Raw genomic sequence first — 16,571 nt, forward strand, 5'->3', positions numbered from 1 at the left:
GACCGGACCCTCCGCGTTGCGACCGAGGCGCTACTACGCCTCGAACACCTCCCGAACCAACTGCTCCTGCTCAGCCTGATGCCGCTTCGCCGACCCCACCGCCGGCGAAGACCCGTGCGGGCGCGAGATGCGCCGCAGTCGCTCTCCGTGCGGGACGTCCGCGCCGACCGCCAGGTCGAGGTGGTCGATCAGGTTGAGGGCGATGAAGGGCCAGGCGCCCTGGTTCGCCGGCTCCTCCTGGGCCCAGAGGTACTTCTCGGCGTTCGGGTACTTGGCGATCTCGGCCTGGACCTCGGCACCCGGGAGGGGGTACAGGCGCTCCAGGCGGATGATCGCCGTGTCCGTGACACCGCGCTTCTGGCGCTCGGCCTCGAGGTCGTAGTAGACCTTGCCGGTGCAGAAGACGACCTTCTTGACCGCGGCCGCGTCCACCGTCGTGTCGCCGATGACCGGGCGGAACTGACCCGAGGTGAACTCCTCCGTCTTCGACGCGGCGGCCTTGAGGCGCAGCATCGACTTCGGGGTGAAGACCACCAGCGGCTTGTGGTGCGGGTTGTGCACCTGCCAGCGGAGAAGGTGGAAGTAGTTCGACGGGAGGGTCGGCATCGCGACCGTCATGTTGTTCTGGGCGCAGAGCTGCAGGAAGCGCTCCACACGGGCGGACGAGTGGTCCGGGCCCTGGCCCTCGTAGCCGTGCGGCAGCAACAGCGTCACACCCGACGTCTGGCCCCACTTCTGCTCCGCCGCCGAGATGTACTCGTCGACCACCGTCTGCGCGCCGTTGACGAAGTCGCCGAACTGCGCCTCCCACATCACGAGCGCGTCGGGGCGGGCCAGCGAGTAGCCGTACTCGAAGCCCATGACCGCGTACTCGGAGAGCAGGGAGTTGTAGACGTTGTAGCGGGCCTGCTCCTCGGCGAGGTACTGGAGCGGGGTGTACTCCTCGCCCGTCTCGCGGTTGATGAGGACCGCGTGGCGCTGGCCGAAGGTGCCGCGCTGGGAGTCCTGGCCGGAGAGGCGGACCGGGGTGCCCTCCAGGAGCAGGGAGCCGACGGCGAGAGTCTCGCCCATGCCCCAGTCGATCGTGCCGTCCTCGACCATCGCCGCCCGGCGCTGCAGCTGCGGCAGCAGACGCGGGTGGACGTGGAAGGTGTCGGGGATGTTGACCTGGGACTCGGCGATCCGCTTCACGACCTCCGTGGAGATCGCGGTGTTCACGGCGACCGGGAACTCCGCCTGCGGGTCCGAGACCGGGCCCGCGGCCGGCTGGGCCGTGACGGCCTCGCGGACCTCCGTGAAGACCTTCTCCAGCTGGCCCTGGTAGTCCTGGAGGGCCTGCTCGGCCTCTTCCAGGGTGATGTCGCCGCGACCGATCAGGGACTCGGTGTAGAGCTTGCGCACCGAGCGCTTCTTGTCGATCAGGTCGTACATCAGGGGCTGGGTGAAGGCCGGGTTGTCCGACTCGTTGTGACCGCGGCGGCGGTAGCAGATGAGGTCGATCACCACGTCCTTGTTGAACGCCTGGCGGAACTCGAAGGCCAGGCGCGCGACGCGGACCACGGCCTCCGGGTCGTCGCCGTTCACGTGGAAGATCGGGGCCTCGATCATGCGGGCCACGTCCGTCGCGTACATGGAGGAACGCGAGGACTCGGGGGCCGCGGTGAAGCCGACCTGGTTGTTGATGACGATGTGGACCGTGCCGCCGGTGCGGTAGCCGCGCAGCTGCGACATGTTCAGGGTCTCGGCCACCACGCCCTGGCCCGCGAAGGCCGCGTCGCCGTGCAGGGCGACCGGGAGGACCGTGAAGTCCGTGCCGCCCTTGTTGATGATGTCCTGCTTGGCGCGGGCGATGCCCTCGATGACCGGGTCGACCGTCTCCAGGTGGGAGGGGTTCGCGGCCAGCGAGACGGTGATCTGCTCGCCGTCCAGGCCGGTGAAGGTGCCCTGGGCGCCCAGGTGGTACTTCACGTCGCCGGAGCCGTGCATCGACTTCGGGTCGAGGTTGCCCTCGAACTCGCGGAAGATCTGGGCGTACGACTTGCCGACGATGTTCGCCAGGACGTTCAGGCGGCCGCGGTGGGCCATGCCGATGACGACCTCGTCGAGACGGGACTCCGCCGCCGAGTCGAGGACCGCGTCCAGCAGCGGGATGACCGACTCGCCGCCTTCGAGCGAGAAGCGCTTCTGGCCGACGTACTTCGTCTGCAGGAAGGTCTCGAAGGCCTCCGCCGCGTTCAGGCGGCGCAGGATGCGCAGCTGCTCCTCGCGCTCCGGCTTGGAGTGCGGGCGCTCGATGCGGTCCTGGATCCACTTGCGCTGCTTGGGGTCCTGGATGTGCATGAACTCGATGCCGGTGGTGCGGCAGTACGAGTCGCGCAGCACGCCGAGGATGTCGCGCAGCTTCATCAGGGACTTGCCGGAGAAGCCGCCGACCGCGAACTCGCGCTCCAGGTCCCAGAGCGTCAGACCGTGCTCGGTGATGTCCAGGTCGGGGTGCTTGCGCTGGCGGTACTCCAGCGGGTCGGTGTCGGCCATGACGTGGCCGCGGACCCGGTAGGAGTGGATCAGCTCGAAGACGCGGGCGGCCTTCGTGACGTCGTCGTCGTGGCTGGCGTCGATGTCCTTGAGCCAGCGGACCGGCTCGTAGGGGATGCGCAGCGACTCGAAGATCTCGTCGTAGAAGCCGCTCTCGCCGAGCAGCAGGTTCGCGACGATCCGCAGGAACTCGCCGGAGGCGGCGCCCTGGATGACCCGGTGGTCGTAGGTCGACGTGAGCGTCATGACCTTCGAGATGCCGAGCTTGTTCAGGGTGTCCTGGGAGGTGCCCTGGAACTCCGCCGGGTAGTCCATGGAGCCGACGCCCATGATGACCGACTGGCCGGGCATCAGACGCGGGACCGAGTGGACGGTGCCGAGGCCGCCGGGGTTGGTCAGGGAGACCGTCACACCGGTGAAGTCGTCCATGCCCAGCTTGCCGTCACGGGCACGGCGGACGATGTCCTCGTAGGCCTGCCAGAACTCGAAGAAGTTCAGGGTCTCGGCCTTCTTGATGCCCGCGACCACGAGCTGGCGGTCGCCGTTGGGCTTCACCAGGTCGATGGCGAGGCCGAAGTTGATGTGCTCCGGCTTGACCAGGGTCGGCTTGCCGTCCTTCTCCGCGAAGGAGTAGTTCATCGACGGCATCGTCTTGATGGCCTGCACCATCGCGTAGCCGATCAGGTGCGTGAAGGAGATCTTCCCGCCCCGGGCGCGCTTCAGGTGGTTGTTGATGACGATGCGGTTGTCGAACAGCAGCTTCACCGGGACCGCGCGCACGGATGTCGCCGTGGGCACCTCCAGCGAGGCGTTCATGTTCTTCGCGACGGCGGCGGCCGGGCCGCGCAGCGTCACCAGCTCCGGGCCCTGGGGGGCCGCGGCGGCGGGCGCGGCCTGGGCGGCCGGCTTGACGGCGGCGGGCTTCGCGGCAGCCGGGGCCGGAGCCGCGGCGGCAGGCGCCGGGGCGGCGGCCGCGGGCCTGGGCGCCACGGGGGCGGCCGGGGCCGGCGCGGGAACGGCGGCCGGGGCGGCCGGAGCCGGAGCGGCGGCAGGAGCTGCCGGGGCCGCTGTGGTGGTCCCTGCGGCCCCCGCGGCCGCAGTACCCGCCGGAGCCGAGGCGACAGCCGCGCCCGGCTTGTAGTCGGCGAAGAAGTCCCACCAGGCTCGGTCTACCGAATTCGGGTCCTGGAGGTACTGCTGATAGATCTCGTCGACGAGCCACTCGTTCGGTCCGAACGCGGCAGCGGGATTCTTGCCCGCTTGGTCGGCGTCGGTCGAGATGCTCGAGTTACTGGGGGACTGTGGCGACACGGCGGCAACCGCCCTCTTCCGCTTCTCACAAGGTGATGGACAGCGGGAATAAAGGCTACGCCCCCATGGCCGGGAAGGTCAGGCCGAGCAAGGTCATCGTCGCGTAAGTCACACCGGAAAGTGTGTTTCGGGCCCGGAAATGGCGGGAAACAAGCGTGGTTCCGCTACGAATGGGGGGTTCCGGGATACGACGACGCAGGCCCTGCACGCTCAGCGTGCGGGCGTGTGCCTGATCACACGTGTCCGTCAGCCCGGACGTAGGTGGATCTTGAGGCTCCGGATCGGACTTTACGTCAACTTGGCACGGATGTCTCTCCCGGAAGGGTGACGAGAATCCGGCAACCACGCTCGGATTCGGCCACTCCGATCCGGCCGCCGTGCAGGTCGACCGCCCAGCGGGCGATCGCCAGCCCGAGGCCCGTACCGCCGTCGCCGCCCTGCCCGTTCGACGAGCCCGCGCCACCGCGGTTGAAGCGCTCGAAGACGCGGTGCCACTCGGAGCGCGGGATGCCGGGGCCCTCGTCGAGCACCTCCAGCTCCAGCGACTCGGGCTGGACCCCGCGCCGGGCCTTCACGATCACGCGGCCGTGCGGCGGGCTGTGCTTGACCGCGTTGTCGATGAGATTCGCCACTACCTGGTGGATGCGCTCCGGGTCCGCGTGCGCGGTCAGTTCCGGCGGGGAGACGTCGAGGTGCAGATGGACGTCCGTACGGGTGCTGCTGCCGGAGCCCGAGGCGATGCCCGCACGCGCGGGCACGGCCATGTTGGCCTCCTTCAGGACGCCCGACAGGTACGGCCACACCTCGAAGCGCCGCTGCCGCAGCGGTACGACGCCGTTGTCCAGGCGGGACAGGTCGAGCAGCGTCTCGACCAGCCGGCCTAGCCGCTCGGTCTGCTTCAGGGCCGTGCGCATGGTCTCGGGGTCGGCGGTCGTGACGCCGTCGACGATGTTCTCCAGGACGGCACGCAGCCCGGCGATGGGCGTCCGCAGCTCGTGCGAGACGTTCGCCACCAGCTCCTTGCGCTGCCGGTCCTGGGCCTCCAGGTCGTCGGCCATGCGGTTGATCGTCTGGGCCAGGTCGCCCAGCTCGTCCCGGCGGTTCTCGCGCACCCGGCGCGTGTAGTCGCCGTGCGAGATGGCGCCGGCGACGGCGTTCATGTCGTCCAGTGGCGCGGTGAGCGAATGGGCCACGAACTGCGTGATCAGGAGTGTGGCGATCATCGAGAAGACCGTGATGAAGCGCAGCTCCGTCGCGGTGCGCATCGCGATCATCATCAGCCCGGTGGTGATGAGGACGGCGATGACGACCAGTGCGCCCAGCTTCGTCTTGATCGAGAACGGGCGCAGCCCGCCCCAGGGCTCGGGTTCCCCGGGACCTCTCCGTGCGGCCGGACCGCCGCTCATGGCGTCGGGGTCTCCAGCGCGTAGCCCACACCGTGCACGGTGCGGATCCGCTCGGCGCCGATCTTCCGGCGCAGCGCCTTGATGTGGCTGTCGACGGTCCGGGTGCCGGAGGCGTCCGCCCAGTCCCACACCTCGGCCAGCAGCTGCTCCCGGGAGAGCACCGCGCGGGGCGTGTTGGCGAGGCACACGAGCAGGTCGAACTCCGTGGGTGTCAGATGGACGTCCTCGGAGCGCACCCGCACCCGCCGCTGCGCGTGGTCGATCTCCAGCTCGCCGAGCCGCAGGATGCCCGAGCGGGGCGTGGCCGCGGCCAGCGCCGCCCGCTCCACCCGCCGCAGCAGGACGTGCACCCGCGCGGCCAGCTCCCGCATGGAGAACGGCTTGGTCATGTAGTCGTCGGCGCCGACCCCGAGCCCGACCAGCATGTCGGTCTCGTCGTCGCGCGCGGTGAGCATCATCACCGGCACCGGACGGGCGGCCTGCACCCGACGGCAGACCTCCAGACCGTCGAAGCCGGGCAGCATGATGTCGAGGATCAGCAGATCGGGCTGCCAGGCCTCGGCGGTGTCGACGGCGGCCGGGCCGTCACCCGCGGTCTGCACGAGGAAGCCCTCGGCGCGCAGGCGGGCCGCGATGGCGTCGACGATGGTCGGGTCGTCCTCGACCACCAGCACCCGGCGCTGTGCGCCCGGGGTCGCCGTCGTGCCGTTGTGGGATGTGTGGGTCTGCTCCATCGCCCGCCCCTGAGTTGCTTTCCGGAATGCGTGGGGTCATTCCTTCTGACTGCCTGCGCATGCTTGCGATTGACGCTTGAATGATCCGCGTCAGGTGAGCAGAGTACGGGGAGTTACCGCGTCTGGGCTATCCAGGTCGTACGGCGAGGTGTACGACGTCCGGAACGCCCCGGGCAACCGGGATCTCTTCGGTACGCACCTGTTGGAACCCGGCATTCCACAGTGTTCCTTCAAATTCCGGAGAGGGCTGCGCAGACCACACCGCCAGCACCCCGCCCGGGCTCAACACCCTTGCGCAGTCGGCGAGTCCGGTCGCCGAGTAGAGCCCGTCATTGCCCTCCGTGACCGTCCAGTCGGGCCCGTTGTCGATGTCCAGGCACAGCGCGTCGTACGTGGCGGATGTCTCATGGACGTATTCCACGAGATCCGCTTCCACGATCTCCGTGCGCGGATCCGCGAGGGCGTCTTCCGACATTTCGGAAAGCGGGCCGTGCTGATGCCAGTCGATGACGGCGGGTTCCCGTTCTACGACGGTGACGGCACCCCAGCGGGGATTCGCCGCCGCGTGTGCGAGTGAGAAACCGACGCCCAGGCCTCCGATCAGCACGTTCGGCTGTTCGCGGGGGCCGAGGGCGGTGAGCGCGGCATCGACGAGCAGCCGCTCGGACCGCCCGTCCGAGGTGTCCATGAGGAAGCAGCCGTTGGCGATGATCTGCAACAGCTCCCCGTGCCGCCGCAGCACGACCTCGCCGTACGGGCCCTCACGCCGGTCCAGGACGACAGGGGTGTCGTAGATGGCGGTCATGCGCCCCATCCTGCATGAACGGGGAGCGGAGGGCGGGGGAATTACGGGTGGCCGGAGGCCCGAGGGGTGCGCTCCACGCCCATGTGCCGGTTCTGTGCGGGTCCTGTGTCTCGCGCGTGCCCGTGCCGATACATACCCTCGTAACAGCGACAGACCGGCGAGAACTGCGTGGTGGCTGGATGGCCGCGAATTACCCGTTCGTGGGACGCGAGGACGTGCTGGGCGAGCTGCGGGCCGCGCTGGAACGGGCCGCGGCAGGCCGGGGCGGCCTCGTCACCCTGACCGGACCCGCGGGTGCGGGCAAGACCCGTACCGCCGAGGAGGCGGCCGCGCACGCCGGTGCCTTCCGCACGCTGTGGACCTGGTGCCCGCCGGAGACCGCCGGGCGCGCCTTCCGCCCCTGGTCCCGTCTCCTGCGGGAACTGGCCGCGGACGACGCGGCCTGCGGGCGCCTGGTCGCCGGCTCGCCACCGCTCCGGGCGCTGGTCTCCGGCGCCGGCCCGGGCGCCCTGCGCGGCGCGGACCCGGAGACGGCCCGGCTGCGCCTGGCCGGCGACGTGACGGACCTCCTGACCACGGCGGCCCGCCGCCGCCCCCTCCTCCTGGTCCTGGACGACGCCCACGCGGCCGACGCCTCGTCCCTGCGGCTGCTCCTGGAGACGGCGGACGCGGTACGGGCGACCCCCGTGCTGCTCCTCGCCACGGCTCGGGACGAGGACGCGGCCTGGGGGCTGCGGGGTGAGGGGCCGGCGGACACGGGGGCGGCCGACGGCCGGGCAGGGAGCGCGGGGGGCTCGGCGGAGTCCGCTCGGGGGAGGGACGGCGCGGATCGGGGCGACGGCGGGACGGACGCCGGGCGCAGAGACGAGCGAACGGCGAGTGACCGGGGCCGGGGCGCGGGAACGGGGGGTGACCGGGGTCGGGGCGCGGCAGCGGGAGGTGACCGGGGTCGGGGCGCGGCAGCGGGAGGTGACCGGAGCTCGGGCGCGGGAGCGGGAGGTGACCAGGGCCGGGGCGACGGCGGCGGGGGCGGCGACGGGCGGAGCCATGGCCGGGGCGGTGACCGGACGCCGGGGGACCACGCGGCCGGGTACGACCGGGCGCGGGTACGGGCGCAGTTGCTGCGGCGGGGGCGGGCCCTGCCGCTCGGGCCGTTGCCCGCGCGGGATGTCGCGGCGCTGGTCGCGGCGGTGACGGGGAAGACGCCCGGGCGGGACGAGGTCCGGCAGTTGGTACGGCGCACCGGTGGGGACGCCTTCTTCGTCACCGAGTTGCTGCGGGCGGGGAGTTGGAGCGCGCCGTCGGCCGTCGACGGGGCCGGCGTCTCCTCGGTCGCGGTGCGGGCCGCCGTCCAGGAGCGGTCGGCCGATCTGACGCCCCGGGCGGCGCGGGTGCTGGACGTGGCCGCCGTGCTGGGCACGCGTTTCCGGCTGGACGTGCTGGCCGAGGCGGCGGAGGTGCCGCTGGGGGAGGTGCGGGCGTTGCTGGGGGAGGCCGCCGGGGCCGGGCTGCTCGCGGAGGCCGGGGCCGACCGGGGCGCCTTCCGCCACGACCTGCTCCGGGACGCGGTGTACGACTCCCTTGCCCCGGCCGAGCGCGCGGCCCTGCACCACGCGGCCGCCGAGGTCCTGGCCGGTTACGCCCGCCGCGGCCGCGACACGGGCCCCGCGGAGGTCGCCCACCACCTCCTCCTCGCCGGCCCCGAACACGCGCCCCGCGCCGCCCACTACGCCCACGAGGCGGCGACCCGAGCGGAGACCCTGTTCGCCTTCGAGGACGCGGCCCGGTGGTACGAACGGGCGCTGGGCGCGTGGGACGCGGCGGGCGGCGGGACCGGGGCGGGCGGCGGAGAGGGCGGCGAGGGCACCGCGGAGGGCGGCGAGGGCGGGGCCGAGGACGGCACGATCGCCGGAGATCCTCGGCAGGACGGGCCCGCCTCGACCGTACGCTCCGAACGGGTCGAGGCCCTGCTCGGTCTCGGGTCCGCGCGGCTCGGTGCCGGGGAGCCGGACGCTGCCCGGAGTGCGCTGCTCAGGGCCGCCGGGCCGGCCCGGGAGCTCGGGCGGCCCGACCTGCTCGCCCGGGCCGCGCTCGGGCTCGGGACCGGGGCCGTCGGGTTCGAGGTCGATCTGGCGGACCGGGAGCAGCTCGACCTGCTCACCGAGGCGCGGAGCGCGCTCGCCGGCCGCCCCGAACACGCCGCCCTGCGTGCCGCCGTAACCGCCCGTCTCTCCCTGGCCGCCGGCCTCGTCGAACCGGAACGACAGCGCATCGCCCTCGCCGAGGAGGCCGTCCGCACCGCCCGCGAGACCGGGGACCCGGCCACCCTCGGCCCCGCCCTCGCCGCGCTCTGCGACGCCCGCCCCGGCCCCGACCACTGCCGCGACCGCCTCACCTGGACCACCGAGATCGTCACCATCGCCCGCGACCTGCGCGACCCGGTGCTCGAACTCCTAGGCCGGCGGCTGCGGTTGGTCGCCCTGATGGAGACGGGCGCGTTCGCGGAGGCCGAGGCGGAGGCGGCGGCCTACGAGGCGGTCGTACGGCCGCTGCGGCGACCGCTCTACGCCTGGTACGTGCCGCTGTGGCGCGGCACGCGCGCACTGATGGAGGGGCGTTACGACGACTGCGCGGCCGCCCTCGACGAGGTCGAGGAGCTCGGCCGCAGGGCCGGCAGCGCCAACGCCCAGATGCTCGCCGTCACCCAGCGCTGGTGCCTGTACACCGAGACGGACGACCGCGACGGACTGGCGCGGGTGCGGGCGGAGGCGACCATGCTGGAACAGTCCCCGATGCTGTGGCCCCGCGTCTCGCTCGCCCTGGTCGCCGCACAGTTCGGCCGCCCGGACGAGGCCGCGCGCCGCCTCTCCGCCGTGGCGCCGCGGCTCGGCGGGGCGCCCCGCGACAGCGAGTGGCTGCCGATGCTGGCCCAGGCCGCGGAGACGGTCGCCGCCGTCGGCACCCACCCCGCCGCGCCCGTCCTGTACGACCTGCTCGCTCCGTACGCCGGCCTGTTCGTGGTGGAGGGCATCGGCGCGGCGATCAGGGGACCGGTGGACCGTCATCTCGCCCTGCTGGCAACGGCGATGGAGGACGCCGACCGGACCCGCGAACACCGGGAGCGGGCCCTGGGGGCGGCCGAGGCGGCGGGCGCGGTGGCACTGGTGGAGCAGATCGCGGGGGAGACGCCGGGCGGGGCGGCGGGCGCGGTGGCACTGGTGGAGCAGATCGCGGGGGAGACGCCGGCCGGTTCGGGGGGAGCGGTGGCGCGGGCGGAGCCCGGCGTGAGCGGGGGGTCGGCCGGTTCGGGGGGAGCGGTGGCGCGGGCGGAGCCCGGCGTGAGCGGGGGTCGGCCGGTTCGGGGGAGCGGTGGCGCGGGCGGAGCCGAGCGTGGGCGGGGTGACAGGCACGGCAGCGGATCCGGAGGCCCCGTCCCGCGTGGACGCCCCGGATCCCGGACAGGGTCCACCTCCGCTCGCCGACACCCCCGTCTTCCAACGCGAAGGCCCCCTCTGGCACTTCCGTTACGCCGGTCGCGAGGTCAGGCTCCCCGACAGCAAGGGGCTGCACGACATCGCCGTGCTGCTCGCCCGCCCCGGCACCCCCGTCCCGGCCGTCGAGCTGGCCGCACCGCCCGCCGAGGCGAACGGCGCCGACGGCCTGCACCTCCAGGGCGACACCGGCGAGCTGATCGACGCCACCGCGCGGGCCGCCTACCGGCGCAGGCTGCGGGAGCTGGAGGCGGAGGCCGAGGACGCCGACGCCGCCGGGGACACCGCCCGCTCCGCCCGGGTCGCCGTCGAGCGGGACGCCCTGGTCGCGCAGCTCACGGCCGCGTACGGCATCGGTGGCCGGGTCCGCCGTACCGGATCCCCCGTCGAACGCGCCCGGACGGCCGTCACCGCGCGCGTCCGGGCGGCCGTGAAGCGGATCGGCGCGGTCCACCCCGAACTCGGCCGGCACCTGGAGACCGCCCTGCGCACCGGCACCCTCTGCGAATACCGGCCCGAAAAGCCGCTCGCCTGGCGCCTGTGAGGCCCCGCCTCACACCGTGCCGCCCGACCTCACGCCTCCTCCGTGAAACCACGAAACGACGGAGGAAGGCAGGACACCATGCCCCGTACATCCAAGGCCGAGGCCGAGCTCCAGGTCGACGAGCCGGTCATCGAGGGCCGCTACGCCCAGGTCGGTCCGTACACCGTCTCGTACGAGACCATGAAGGAGGACATGGACCCCGCCCCGCTCTTCCGGGGCCTGCCCGACGACCGCTGCCAGTGCCCGCACTGGGGCCAGGTCCTCAGCGGGAAGATCGTGTTCCGGTACGCCGACCACGACGAGGTCTTCCACGCCGGTGACGCCTACTACGGCGCCCCCGGCCACCTCCCGCTCATCTTCGCCGGTACCGAGATCGTCGAGTTCAGCCCGACCGCCGAGCTGAACAGCACGATGGAGGTCGTCGGCCGCAACCTCGCGGAGGTGTCGTCATGAACGTCAAGGAGCTCGCGGACCTCTTCGTACGGTTCCTGGAGACCAACACCGCACCCGAGGGCCTGTTCACCGACGACGTCTTCCTCGACCTGACCGTCCCGCAGTGGCGGCTGCAGACCTCCGGCCGCGACGAACTCGTCGCCGCCCGCCGGCGCAGCCACCCGGCCCTGGGCACCGTCCCCCGCCACCGCGTGGACCCGACCCCGACCGGCTTCGTCCTGGAGTTCGAGGAGCGCTGGGAGGACGAGCAAGGCGCCTGGTACTGCCGGGAGTTGATGCGCGCCGAGGTCAGGGACGGCGCCATCAGCGAGGCCTCCGTCTACTGCACGGGCGACTGGGACCCGGCCACACAGGCGGCGCACGCGAGGGCGGTGACCCTGCTGCGCCCGTGAGCGAAATCAGCCTCGGCCGTCCAACCCGAACCCGTACGGAAACACCGGGTCCTCCGTGTCATTGGGCACGTCGGGACGCCCCGCGGCCACCGCCTCCATCGACCGCGGCAGCTCGAACGGCAGCCTTCCCTCCGCCTTCGCCCGCCCGAACGCCACGTCCAGCACGGCGGCGTCCGAGGCCCCGAAGTCGGCCAGGAGGGCTGCCGCCCGTTCCGCGATCTCCGGCATCACCGCAGGCCGTTCGAGGTTCACGCACACCAACGTCGGTACGGAGTCCAGCAGTTGGAGGATCTCCTTCAGCTCGTCCGCCGGGAACTCCAGCGACCCGGCGTGGAAGAACGACTCGAAGGCGCCCGGCCGTTGCTCGTACGGGGTGCGCAGGCGCAGGACCGCCAGATCGGCATCCCTCGGATCGGCCACCACCTCGCCGTACCCGGCCGCCACAACCTCGCTCACCCCCTGGACGTACAGCCTCGGCCGCCCGGCCACCGGCAGCACCCCCTGATTGGTCAGCACCGTCAGCGAGCGACGCTGGGCGGCCTCACCGAGAGCGGTGAACTCGCCCGCGCCCACCACCTCTTCGGCCCGGTCGACATCGACGTACCGATTCTCGAAGAGCCCCAGGACGAACTTCTCGCGCAGCACCCGCCGCACGGACCGGTCGATCCGTTCCTCCGACACCCGTCCCGAGCGCACCAACTCCACGATCACGTCGGGACACTGCTCGCCCCCGAACTGGTCGGTCCCCGCGTCCAGCGCCTTCGCCGCGCGCTGGGCGACGGTCAGGTGCTCCACGCCCCAGGCCCGCGCCTCGGCCGGCTCGCCCAGGATGTCGGCGTCGGTGAGCAGGCCCCAGTCGGTGCAGATGATGCCGTCGAAGCCGAGCCGCTCCCGCAACAGGCCGGTCAGCACGTCCTTGTTGAAGCCGAAGCCGACCTCCTCCCAGTCCGTGCCGACCGGCTGCCCGTAGTACGGCATCATCTGCGAGCAGCCCGCCTCGATCGCCGCGACGAAGGGCGCGAGGTGGTGCTCGCGCATCCCGCCCGGGTACACCTGCTCCTTGCCGTACGGGAAGTGCGGGTCCTCGCCGTCCTTCTGCGCACCGCCGCCCGGGAAGTGCTTCACCATCGCGGCGACCGACTCGCGCCCCAACTCCGGCCCCTGCAACCCCCGTACATACGCCCGTACGAGCTCCCCGGCCGTCTCCGCGTCCGACCCGAACGTGCCCGACTGCCGTGACCACCGCGGCTCGGTCGCCAGGTCGATCTGCGGGTGCAGGGCGACCCGGAAGCCGACCGACAGGTACTCGCGACGGACCGTGTCCGCGAACCGCTCGACCAGCGCCGGGTCACCGATCGCCGCCAGTCCCAGCGGCTCGGGCCAGGCCGAGAAGTCGCCGGCCAGGAAGGAGGCGCCCGGGTTGTCGGTGAAGGCATGGCGCGGGTCGGTGGAGAGGGTGACCGGGATGCCCAGACGGGTCCCGGCCGCCAACTCCTGGACGCGGTTCGCCCATTGGGCCATCTCGCGGGCGCCGCCCTGGCCGATCAGGTTGAAGTGGGTGAGATGGCGGCCGGCGACCAGCTCCGTGGTGTCGTACCGGAGGAAGCCGCCCTTCTCGGCGAGGGTGCCGCCGGGGCCCATGGCGAGCATGGTGTGGAACAGCTGGCCGGCCTTCTCCGCCAGGGTCATGCGGGAGAGGAGGTCCTCGACACGCTCGTCGACGGAGCGGTTCGGGTCACGGTAGATGGGCGTGGACATCGGCGATTCCCTTGTACGTGGGCTTACTTGACCGAGCGGACGAACTGGACCGCCAGCGCGCCCAGCACGGCGGCGATCGCGCCGAACAGGAACAGCGCGCCGTAGTTCCCGCCGCCACCGATCGCGAGCAGCGACGGGGCGAGGACGGGGACCAGGGACTGGGGGAGGGCGTTGCCGATGTTCAGGACGCCCATGTCCTTGGCGGATTCCTCGGGGTTGGGGAGCACGGCCGCGGCCAGCGCCATGTCGACCGACAGATACAGACCCTCGCCGAGACCGAAGACGACCAGAGCGACGACGTACATCCCGAAGGTCTGGGCGGAGGCGATCAGGGCCAGGCTGACGGCCATGACCATCGAGGAGCCGAGGACGTACGGCTTGCGGCGGCCGGACCTGTCCGAGAGCAGGCCGCCGAGCAGTGAGCCGACGACGGTCGAGGCGACCATCGCCAGGGTGCCCACCAGGACCTTGCCGGTGACCTCGGAGTCGCTGTAGCCGAGGCGGTCCATCAGGAAGTAGACCTGGTAGCTGGTGACGCAGGAGGCGCCGGTGAAGACCAGGAAGCGGCCGGCGAAGTTCCACGCGAAGTCGGGGTGCTTGCGCGGGCTGACCCAGAAGCTGCGCAGGAACTCCCGTACGGAGTACGGCTCGAAGGCGCCCGCGCGGGCCGGGCGGTCCTTCATCACGGCGGCCAGGTAGCCGACCAGGGCGATGCCGATGGCGCCCGGGACCAGGAAGGCGAGGGCCATCGAGCCGCTGAACAGCTGGGCCAGCGCCGAGCCGCCGATCATCGACAGGGAGACCGTGCTGCCGACCAGGCCGGAGACGCGGGCCTGCTGATGGGCCGGGATCAGGTCGGGGATGGTGGCGGTGAGCGCGGCCAGGGAGGCGTTGATGCCGAGCTGGGCGAGGGCCCAACCGGCCATCAGGGTCGGGACGTCGGAGCCGAGGGCGACCACCAGCAGGCCCGCGGAACCGGCCACCATGCCGCCGATCAGCCAGGGGCGGCGGCGGCCGTAACGGCTGGTGGTGCGGTCGGACAGGGCGCCGAAGACCGGGTTGCCGAGCATCGCGAGCAGGGCGCCGACGGACAGCACCTGGCCGAGGGCGGTGCCGCGGTCGGCCTCCGGGACGATCTGGGCGACCCGCAGGGCGAGGGTCACCATCACCGGGGTGAGCACGGCGAGATAGGCGCCGAACTGGCCGGCGACGAGGCCGATGACGAGTTTGGCGGGGGCGGACGGCTCGGGCTGCGCGGCGGACGATGGGGAGGTCGTCCGGTCGAGCGGTGCGTCGTGGCTCAGGGCCATGGCGACTCCATGGGGACGGGGGCGGCTTCTTCGCCGCACCGGCCCGCTCAGGGAACCAGCAAAACCGAGTGGGTACTAGGTTTTGCTCAAGTGGCCAGAATCACGCCGCACATGGCTTGAAAGAACGAGGCACTTGACTCGTGTAACCGCCGGTTTGCGACTCGGTTAGGGTGAGGCCCATGGAGCCCAGCAGGGAGCGCAAGGAGAGCGGGAAGGCCGGCAAAGGCCCAGGCCGCGGTACGTACGCCGTGGGCGACGAGCGCCGGCTGCGCATCCTCGACGCCGCCGTCGAGCACTTCGCGCAGTGGGGCTTCCACGCCTCCTCGCTGGCCCGGATCGCCAAGGACGTCGGCATCACCCAGGGCGGTCTGCTGCACCACTTCCGCAGCAAGGAGGACCTCCTCGTCCAGGTCCTGGAGCGCACCGAGCAGCACGACAAGGAGCGGTTCTTCGCCGGCGAGTACGGCACCGCCGCCGAGTGCTACGTCGGCCTGCTCCGGCTCAAGGAGTACAACGCCGAACGCCTGGGCCGCACCCGGATGTTCAACGTCCTGGCCGCCGAGGCCGGCGATCCCGGACACCCCGCCCACGCCTACTTCGCGCGCCGCTACCGGGAGTTGACGGATGTCATGGCGGCCTCCTTCCAGCAGGCTGTCGAAAGCGGCGAGTTGAGGCGCGACACCGACGTCGTCGCCATCGCCCAGGAGACGGCCGCCGTCATGGACGGACTCCAGCTCCAGTGGGTGCTCGACCCCAAGGGCTTCGACATGGTCGGCCGCTTCCGCCAGTACGCCGACCGGCTGCTGCGCGCGATCACCACGGCCGGAACAGGGCTGCCCGCCGACGCGTGGATGAGCGGGACGCCAGAAGACCCTTAAAGGTTGCTGTGAATCGGCTCTCGCGTGGCGTCGGTCATAGACAGGGGCCCGTGATGCCCCGAAAGGTGGGGTGTGAACGGAAGGAGCCCCGCACCGTGGAACACGCCGCGACGGCCGACGCCAAGCCCTTGGCCGCGCCGCTCCCCGAGGTCTCCGACCTGCTGGACGCCCTGCCCCGCCAGCGCGTCCCGGCCCCCGCGGCCACCGCCCCGCTGCCGGCCCCCGCGATCCGCGTCCCGCGCCCCTGGCACCTCCTGCCGACCCCGACCGGAACGCCGTTCACCTTCGCCTACGCGGCCGTCCTGGCGCTCACGTCACTGATCACCACGTACGCCTCCCCGTCCCTGATCCACGCCCTCCACCAGGGCTCCAGCACGGACGTGGCCCACCTGGTCCGCACACCCGTCCTGGTCCTGCTGGCCAGCGCCCTCTGGGTCGCGGGCGGCCTGGTGTCGCCGTACGTCCTCTGCTTCCTGCTCGTCCTGACCGCCCTGGAGCGGCGGATCGGCGGCGCGCGCACCGCCGTCGTCTTCCTGCTCGGGCACGTCCTGGCCACCCTCGCCACCGAGGGCACGGTGGGCCTCGCGGTCCTCGCCGGCCACCTCCCCCACACCTCCCTGCACCGCATGGACTACGGCATCAGCTTCGGCGTGGCGACCTCCGTCGGCGCCCTGGCGGGCCTCGTCCGCCCCTGGCTCCGCTGGCCCATGCTGATCCTCTTCGGCGGCATGCTCCTCCAGGACCTCTACGAGTTCACGGACCCGATGACCAACTGGGGCCACCTGATCTCCCTCTCCATAGGCGTGTCGACCTGGCCGATGCTCCGCCGGTGGGCACGGGCCTCGGGAGCCTCGGGCCCGTCCGGCGGATCACGCCGACTGTCAGAAGCGGCGCCGCATCGGCGCAGGTGAGCGGCGTCTGGTGCATGCACCTGCAAGGCGGCAGATGCGCCTG

12 protein-coding genes and 1 pseudogene are annotated in these 16,571 nt (G+C 72.1%); 6 read left to right on the forward strand and 7 right to left on the reverse strand.

Annotated features, from left to right (window positions below; translation table 11 throughout):
• Nucleotides 1–33 precede the first annotated feature (33 nt).
• The 4 genes from ACQEWB_RS33220 to ACQEWB_RS33235 form a co-directional block, all read right to left on the reverse strand.
• Nucleotides 34–3,846 carry a multifunctional oxoglutarate decarboxylase/oxoglutarate dehydrogenase thiamine pyrophosphate-binding subunit/dihydrolipoyllysine-residue succinyltransferase subunit gene (locus tag ACQEWB_RS33220; RefSeq protein WP_432837537.1) on the reverse strand — a complete coding sequence of 1,271 codons (3,813 nt, stop codon included), beginning with the start codon at nucleotides 3,844–3,846 and terminating at the stop codon, nucleotides 34–36.
• Between the two features lie 293 nt (nucleotides 3,847–4,139).
• Nucleotides 4,140–5,252: a HAMP domain-containing sensor histidine kinase gene (locus ACQEWB_RS33225; protein WP_432837539.1), complete on the reverse strand. Its 1,113-nt coding sequence runs from the start codon at nucleotides 5,250–5,252 to the stop codon at nucleotides 4,140–4,142.
• Nucleotides 5,249–5,986: a response regulator transcription factor gene (locus ACQEWB_RS33230; RefSeq protein WP_432837541.1), complete on the reverse strand. Its 738-nt coding sequence runs from the start codon at nucleotides 5,984–5,986 to the stop codon at nucleotides 5,249–5,251. The genes ACQEWB_RS33225 and ACQEWB_RS33230 overlap by 4 nt, the downstream gene beginning before the upstream one ends.
• Before the next feature lie 127 nt (nucleotides 5,987–6,113).
• Nucleotides 6,114–6,791 carry a spermidine synthase gene (locus ACQEWB_RS33235; RefSeq protein WP_432837543.1) on the reverse strand — a complete coding sequence of 226 codons (678 nt, stop codon included), beginning with the start codon at nucleotides 6,789–6,791 and terminating at the stop codon, nucleotides 6,114–6,116.
• Between the two features lie 179 nt (nucleotides 6,792–6,970).
• Here ACQEWB_RS33235 and ACQEWB_RS33240 point away from each other — a divergent pair.
• Nucleotides 6,971–7,435: pseudogene (locus ACQEWB_RS33240) on the forward strand (ATP-binding protein); the annotation flags it as partial.
• Between the two features lie 1,973 nt (nucleotides 7,436–9,408).
• Here ACQEWB_RS33240 and ACQEWB_RS33245 read toward each other — a convergent pair.
• Entirely contained in the window at nucleotides 9,409–9,822 is a 414-nt protein-coding gene (locus ACQEWB_RS33245; RefSeq protein ID WP_432844414.1) for a hypothetical protein, read from the reverse strand.
• Between the two features lie 368 nt (nucleotides 9,823–10,190).
• Here ACQEWB_RS33245 and ACQEWB_RS33250 point away from each other — a divergent pair, with 368 nt between their 5' ends.
• The 3 genes from ACQEWB_RS33250 (at nucleotide 10,191) to ACQEWB_RS33260 (ending at nucleotide 11,671) form a co-directional block, all read left to right on the forward strand.
• On the forward strand, nucleotides 10,191–10,826 hold the full coding sequence (locus ACQEWB_RS33250) for a hypothetical protein (RefSeq protein ID WP_432844415.1): 636 nt from the start codon (nucleotides 10,191–10,193) through the stop codon (nucleotides 10,824–10,826).
• Nucleotides 10,827–10,904: 78 nt separating this feature from the next.
• Nucleotides 10,905–11,279, forward strand: coding sequence for a hypothetical protein (locus tag ACQEWB_RS33255; protein ID WP_432844416.1), 375 nt, complete (start codon nucleotides 10,905–10,907; stop codon nucleotides 11,277–11,279).
• Nucleotides 11,276–11,671 (forward strand): hypothetical protein, encoded by a 396-nt coding sequence (locus tag ACQEWB_RS33260; RefSeq protein ID WP_432837545.1) that lies wholly within the window; start codon nucleotides 11,276–11,278, stop codon nucleotides 11,669–11,671. The genes ACQEWB_RS33255 and ACQEWB_RS33260 overlap by 4 nt, the downstream gene beginning before the upstream one ends.
• A 6-nt stretch (nucleotides 11,672–11,677) precedes the next feature.
• On the opposite strand, the gene ACQEWB_RS33265 is transcribed toward ACQEWB_RS33260, so the two are convergent.
• Together ACQEWB_RS33265 and ACQEWB_RS33270 are read right to left on the reverse strand one after the other, a co-directional pair.
• Entirely contained in the window at nucleotides 11,678–13,429 is a 1,752-nt protein-coding gene (locus ACQEWB_RS33265; protein ID WP_432837547.1) for a glycoside hydrolase family 3 protein, read from the reverse strand.
• A gap of 23 nt (nucleotides 13,430–13,452) precedes the next feature.
• Entirely contained in the window at nucleotides 13,453–14,739 is a 1,287-nt protein-coding gene (locus ACQEWB_RS33270) for an MFS transporter (RefSeq protein ID WP_432837550.1), read from the reverse strand.
• A gap of 179 nt (nucleotides 14,740–14,918) precedes the next feature.
• On the opposite strand from ACQEWB_RS33270, the gene ACQEWB_RS33275 reads away from it, so the two are divergent.
• Together ACQEWB_RS33275 and ACQEWB_RS33280 are read left to right on the forward strand one after the other, a co-directional pair.
• Nucleotides 14,919–15,617, forward strand: a complete 699-nt coding sequence (locus ACQEWB_RS33275) for a TetR/AcrR family transcriptional regulator (protein ID WP_432837552.1) — start codon at nucleotides 14,919–14,921, stop codon at nucleotides 15,615–15,617.
• 95 nt (nucleotides 15,618–15,712) lie between these two features.
• Nucleotides 15,713–16,528 carry a rhomboid-like protein gene (locus ACQEWB_RS33280; protein ID WP_432837554.1) on the forward strand — a complete coding sequence of 272 codons (816 nt, stop codon included), beginning with the start codon at nucleotides 15,713–15,715 and terminating at the stop codon, nucleotides 16,526–16,528.
• Nucleotides 16,529–16,571 lie beyond the last annotated feature (43 nt).

The sequence above is a fragment of the Streptomyces sp. CA-249302 genome, from assembly GCF_050936785.1.
Lineage (GTDB): Bacteria > Actinomycetota > Actinomycetes > Streptomycetales > Streptomycetaceae > Streptomyces.

Coding starts and splice junctions, on each gene's coding strand:
- ACQEWB_RS33225 (WP_432837539.1), bottom strand. CDS start 5,252: ATGAGCGGCGGTCCGGCCGCACGGAGAGGTCCCGGGGAACCCGAGCCC.
- ACQEWB_RS33230 (WP_432837541.1), bottom strand. CDS start 5,986: ATGGAGCAGACCCACACATCCCACAACGGCACGACGGCGACCCCGGGC.
- ACQEWB_RS33235 (WP_432837543.1), bottom strand. CDS start 6,791: ATGACCGCCATCTACGACACCCCTGTCGTCCTGGACCGGCGTGAGGGC.
- ACQEWB_RS33245 (WP_432844414.1), bottom strand. CDS start 9,822: ATGCCCTCCACCACGAACAGGCCGGCGTACGGAGCGAGCAGGTCGTAC.
- ACQEWB_RS33255 (WP_432844416.1), top strand. CDS start 10,905: ATGCCCCGTACATCCAAGGCCGAGGCCGAGCTCCAGGTCGACGAGCCG.
- ACQEWB_RS33260 (WP_432837545.1), top strand. CDS start 11,276: ATGAACGTCAAGGAGCTCGCGGACCTCTTCGTACGGTTCCTGGAGACC.
- ACQEWB_RS33265 (WP_432837547.1), bottom strand. CDS start 13,429: ATGTCCACGCCCATCTACCGTGACCCGAACCGCTCCGTCGACGAGCGT.
- ACQEWB_RS33270 (WP_432837550.1), bottom strand. CDS start 14,739: ATGGCCCTGAGCCACGACGCACCGCTCGACCGGACGACCTCCCCATCG.
- ACQEWB_RS33275 (WP_432837552.1), top strand. CDS start 14,919: ATGGAGCCCAGCAGGGAGCGCAAGGAGAGCGGGAAGGCCGGCAAAGGC.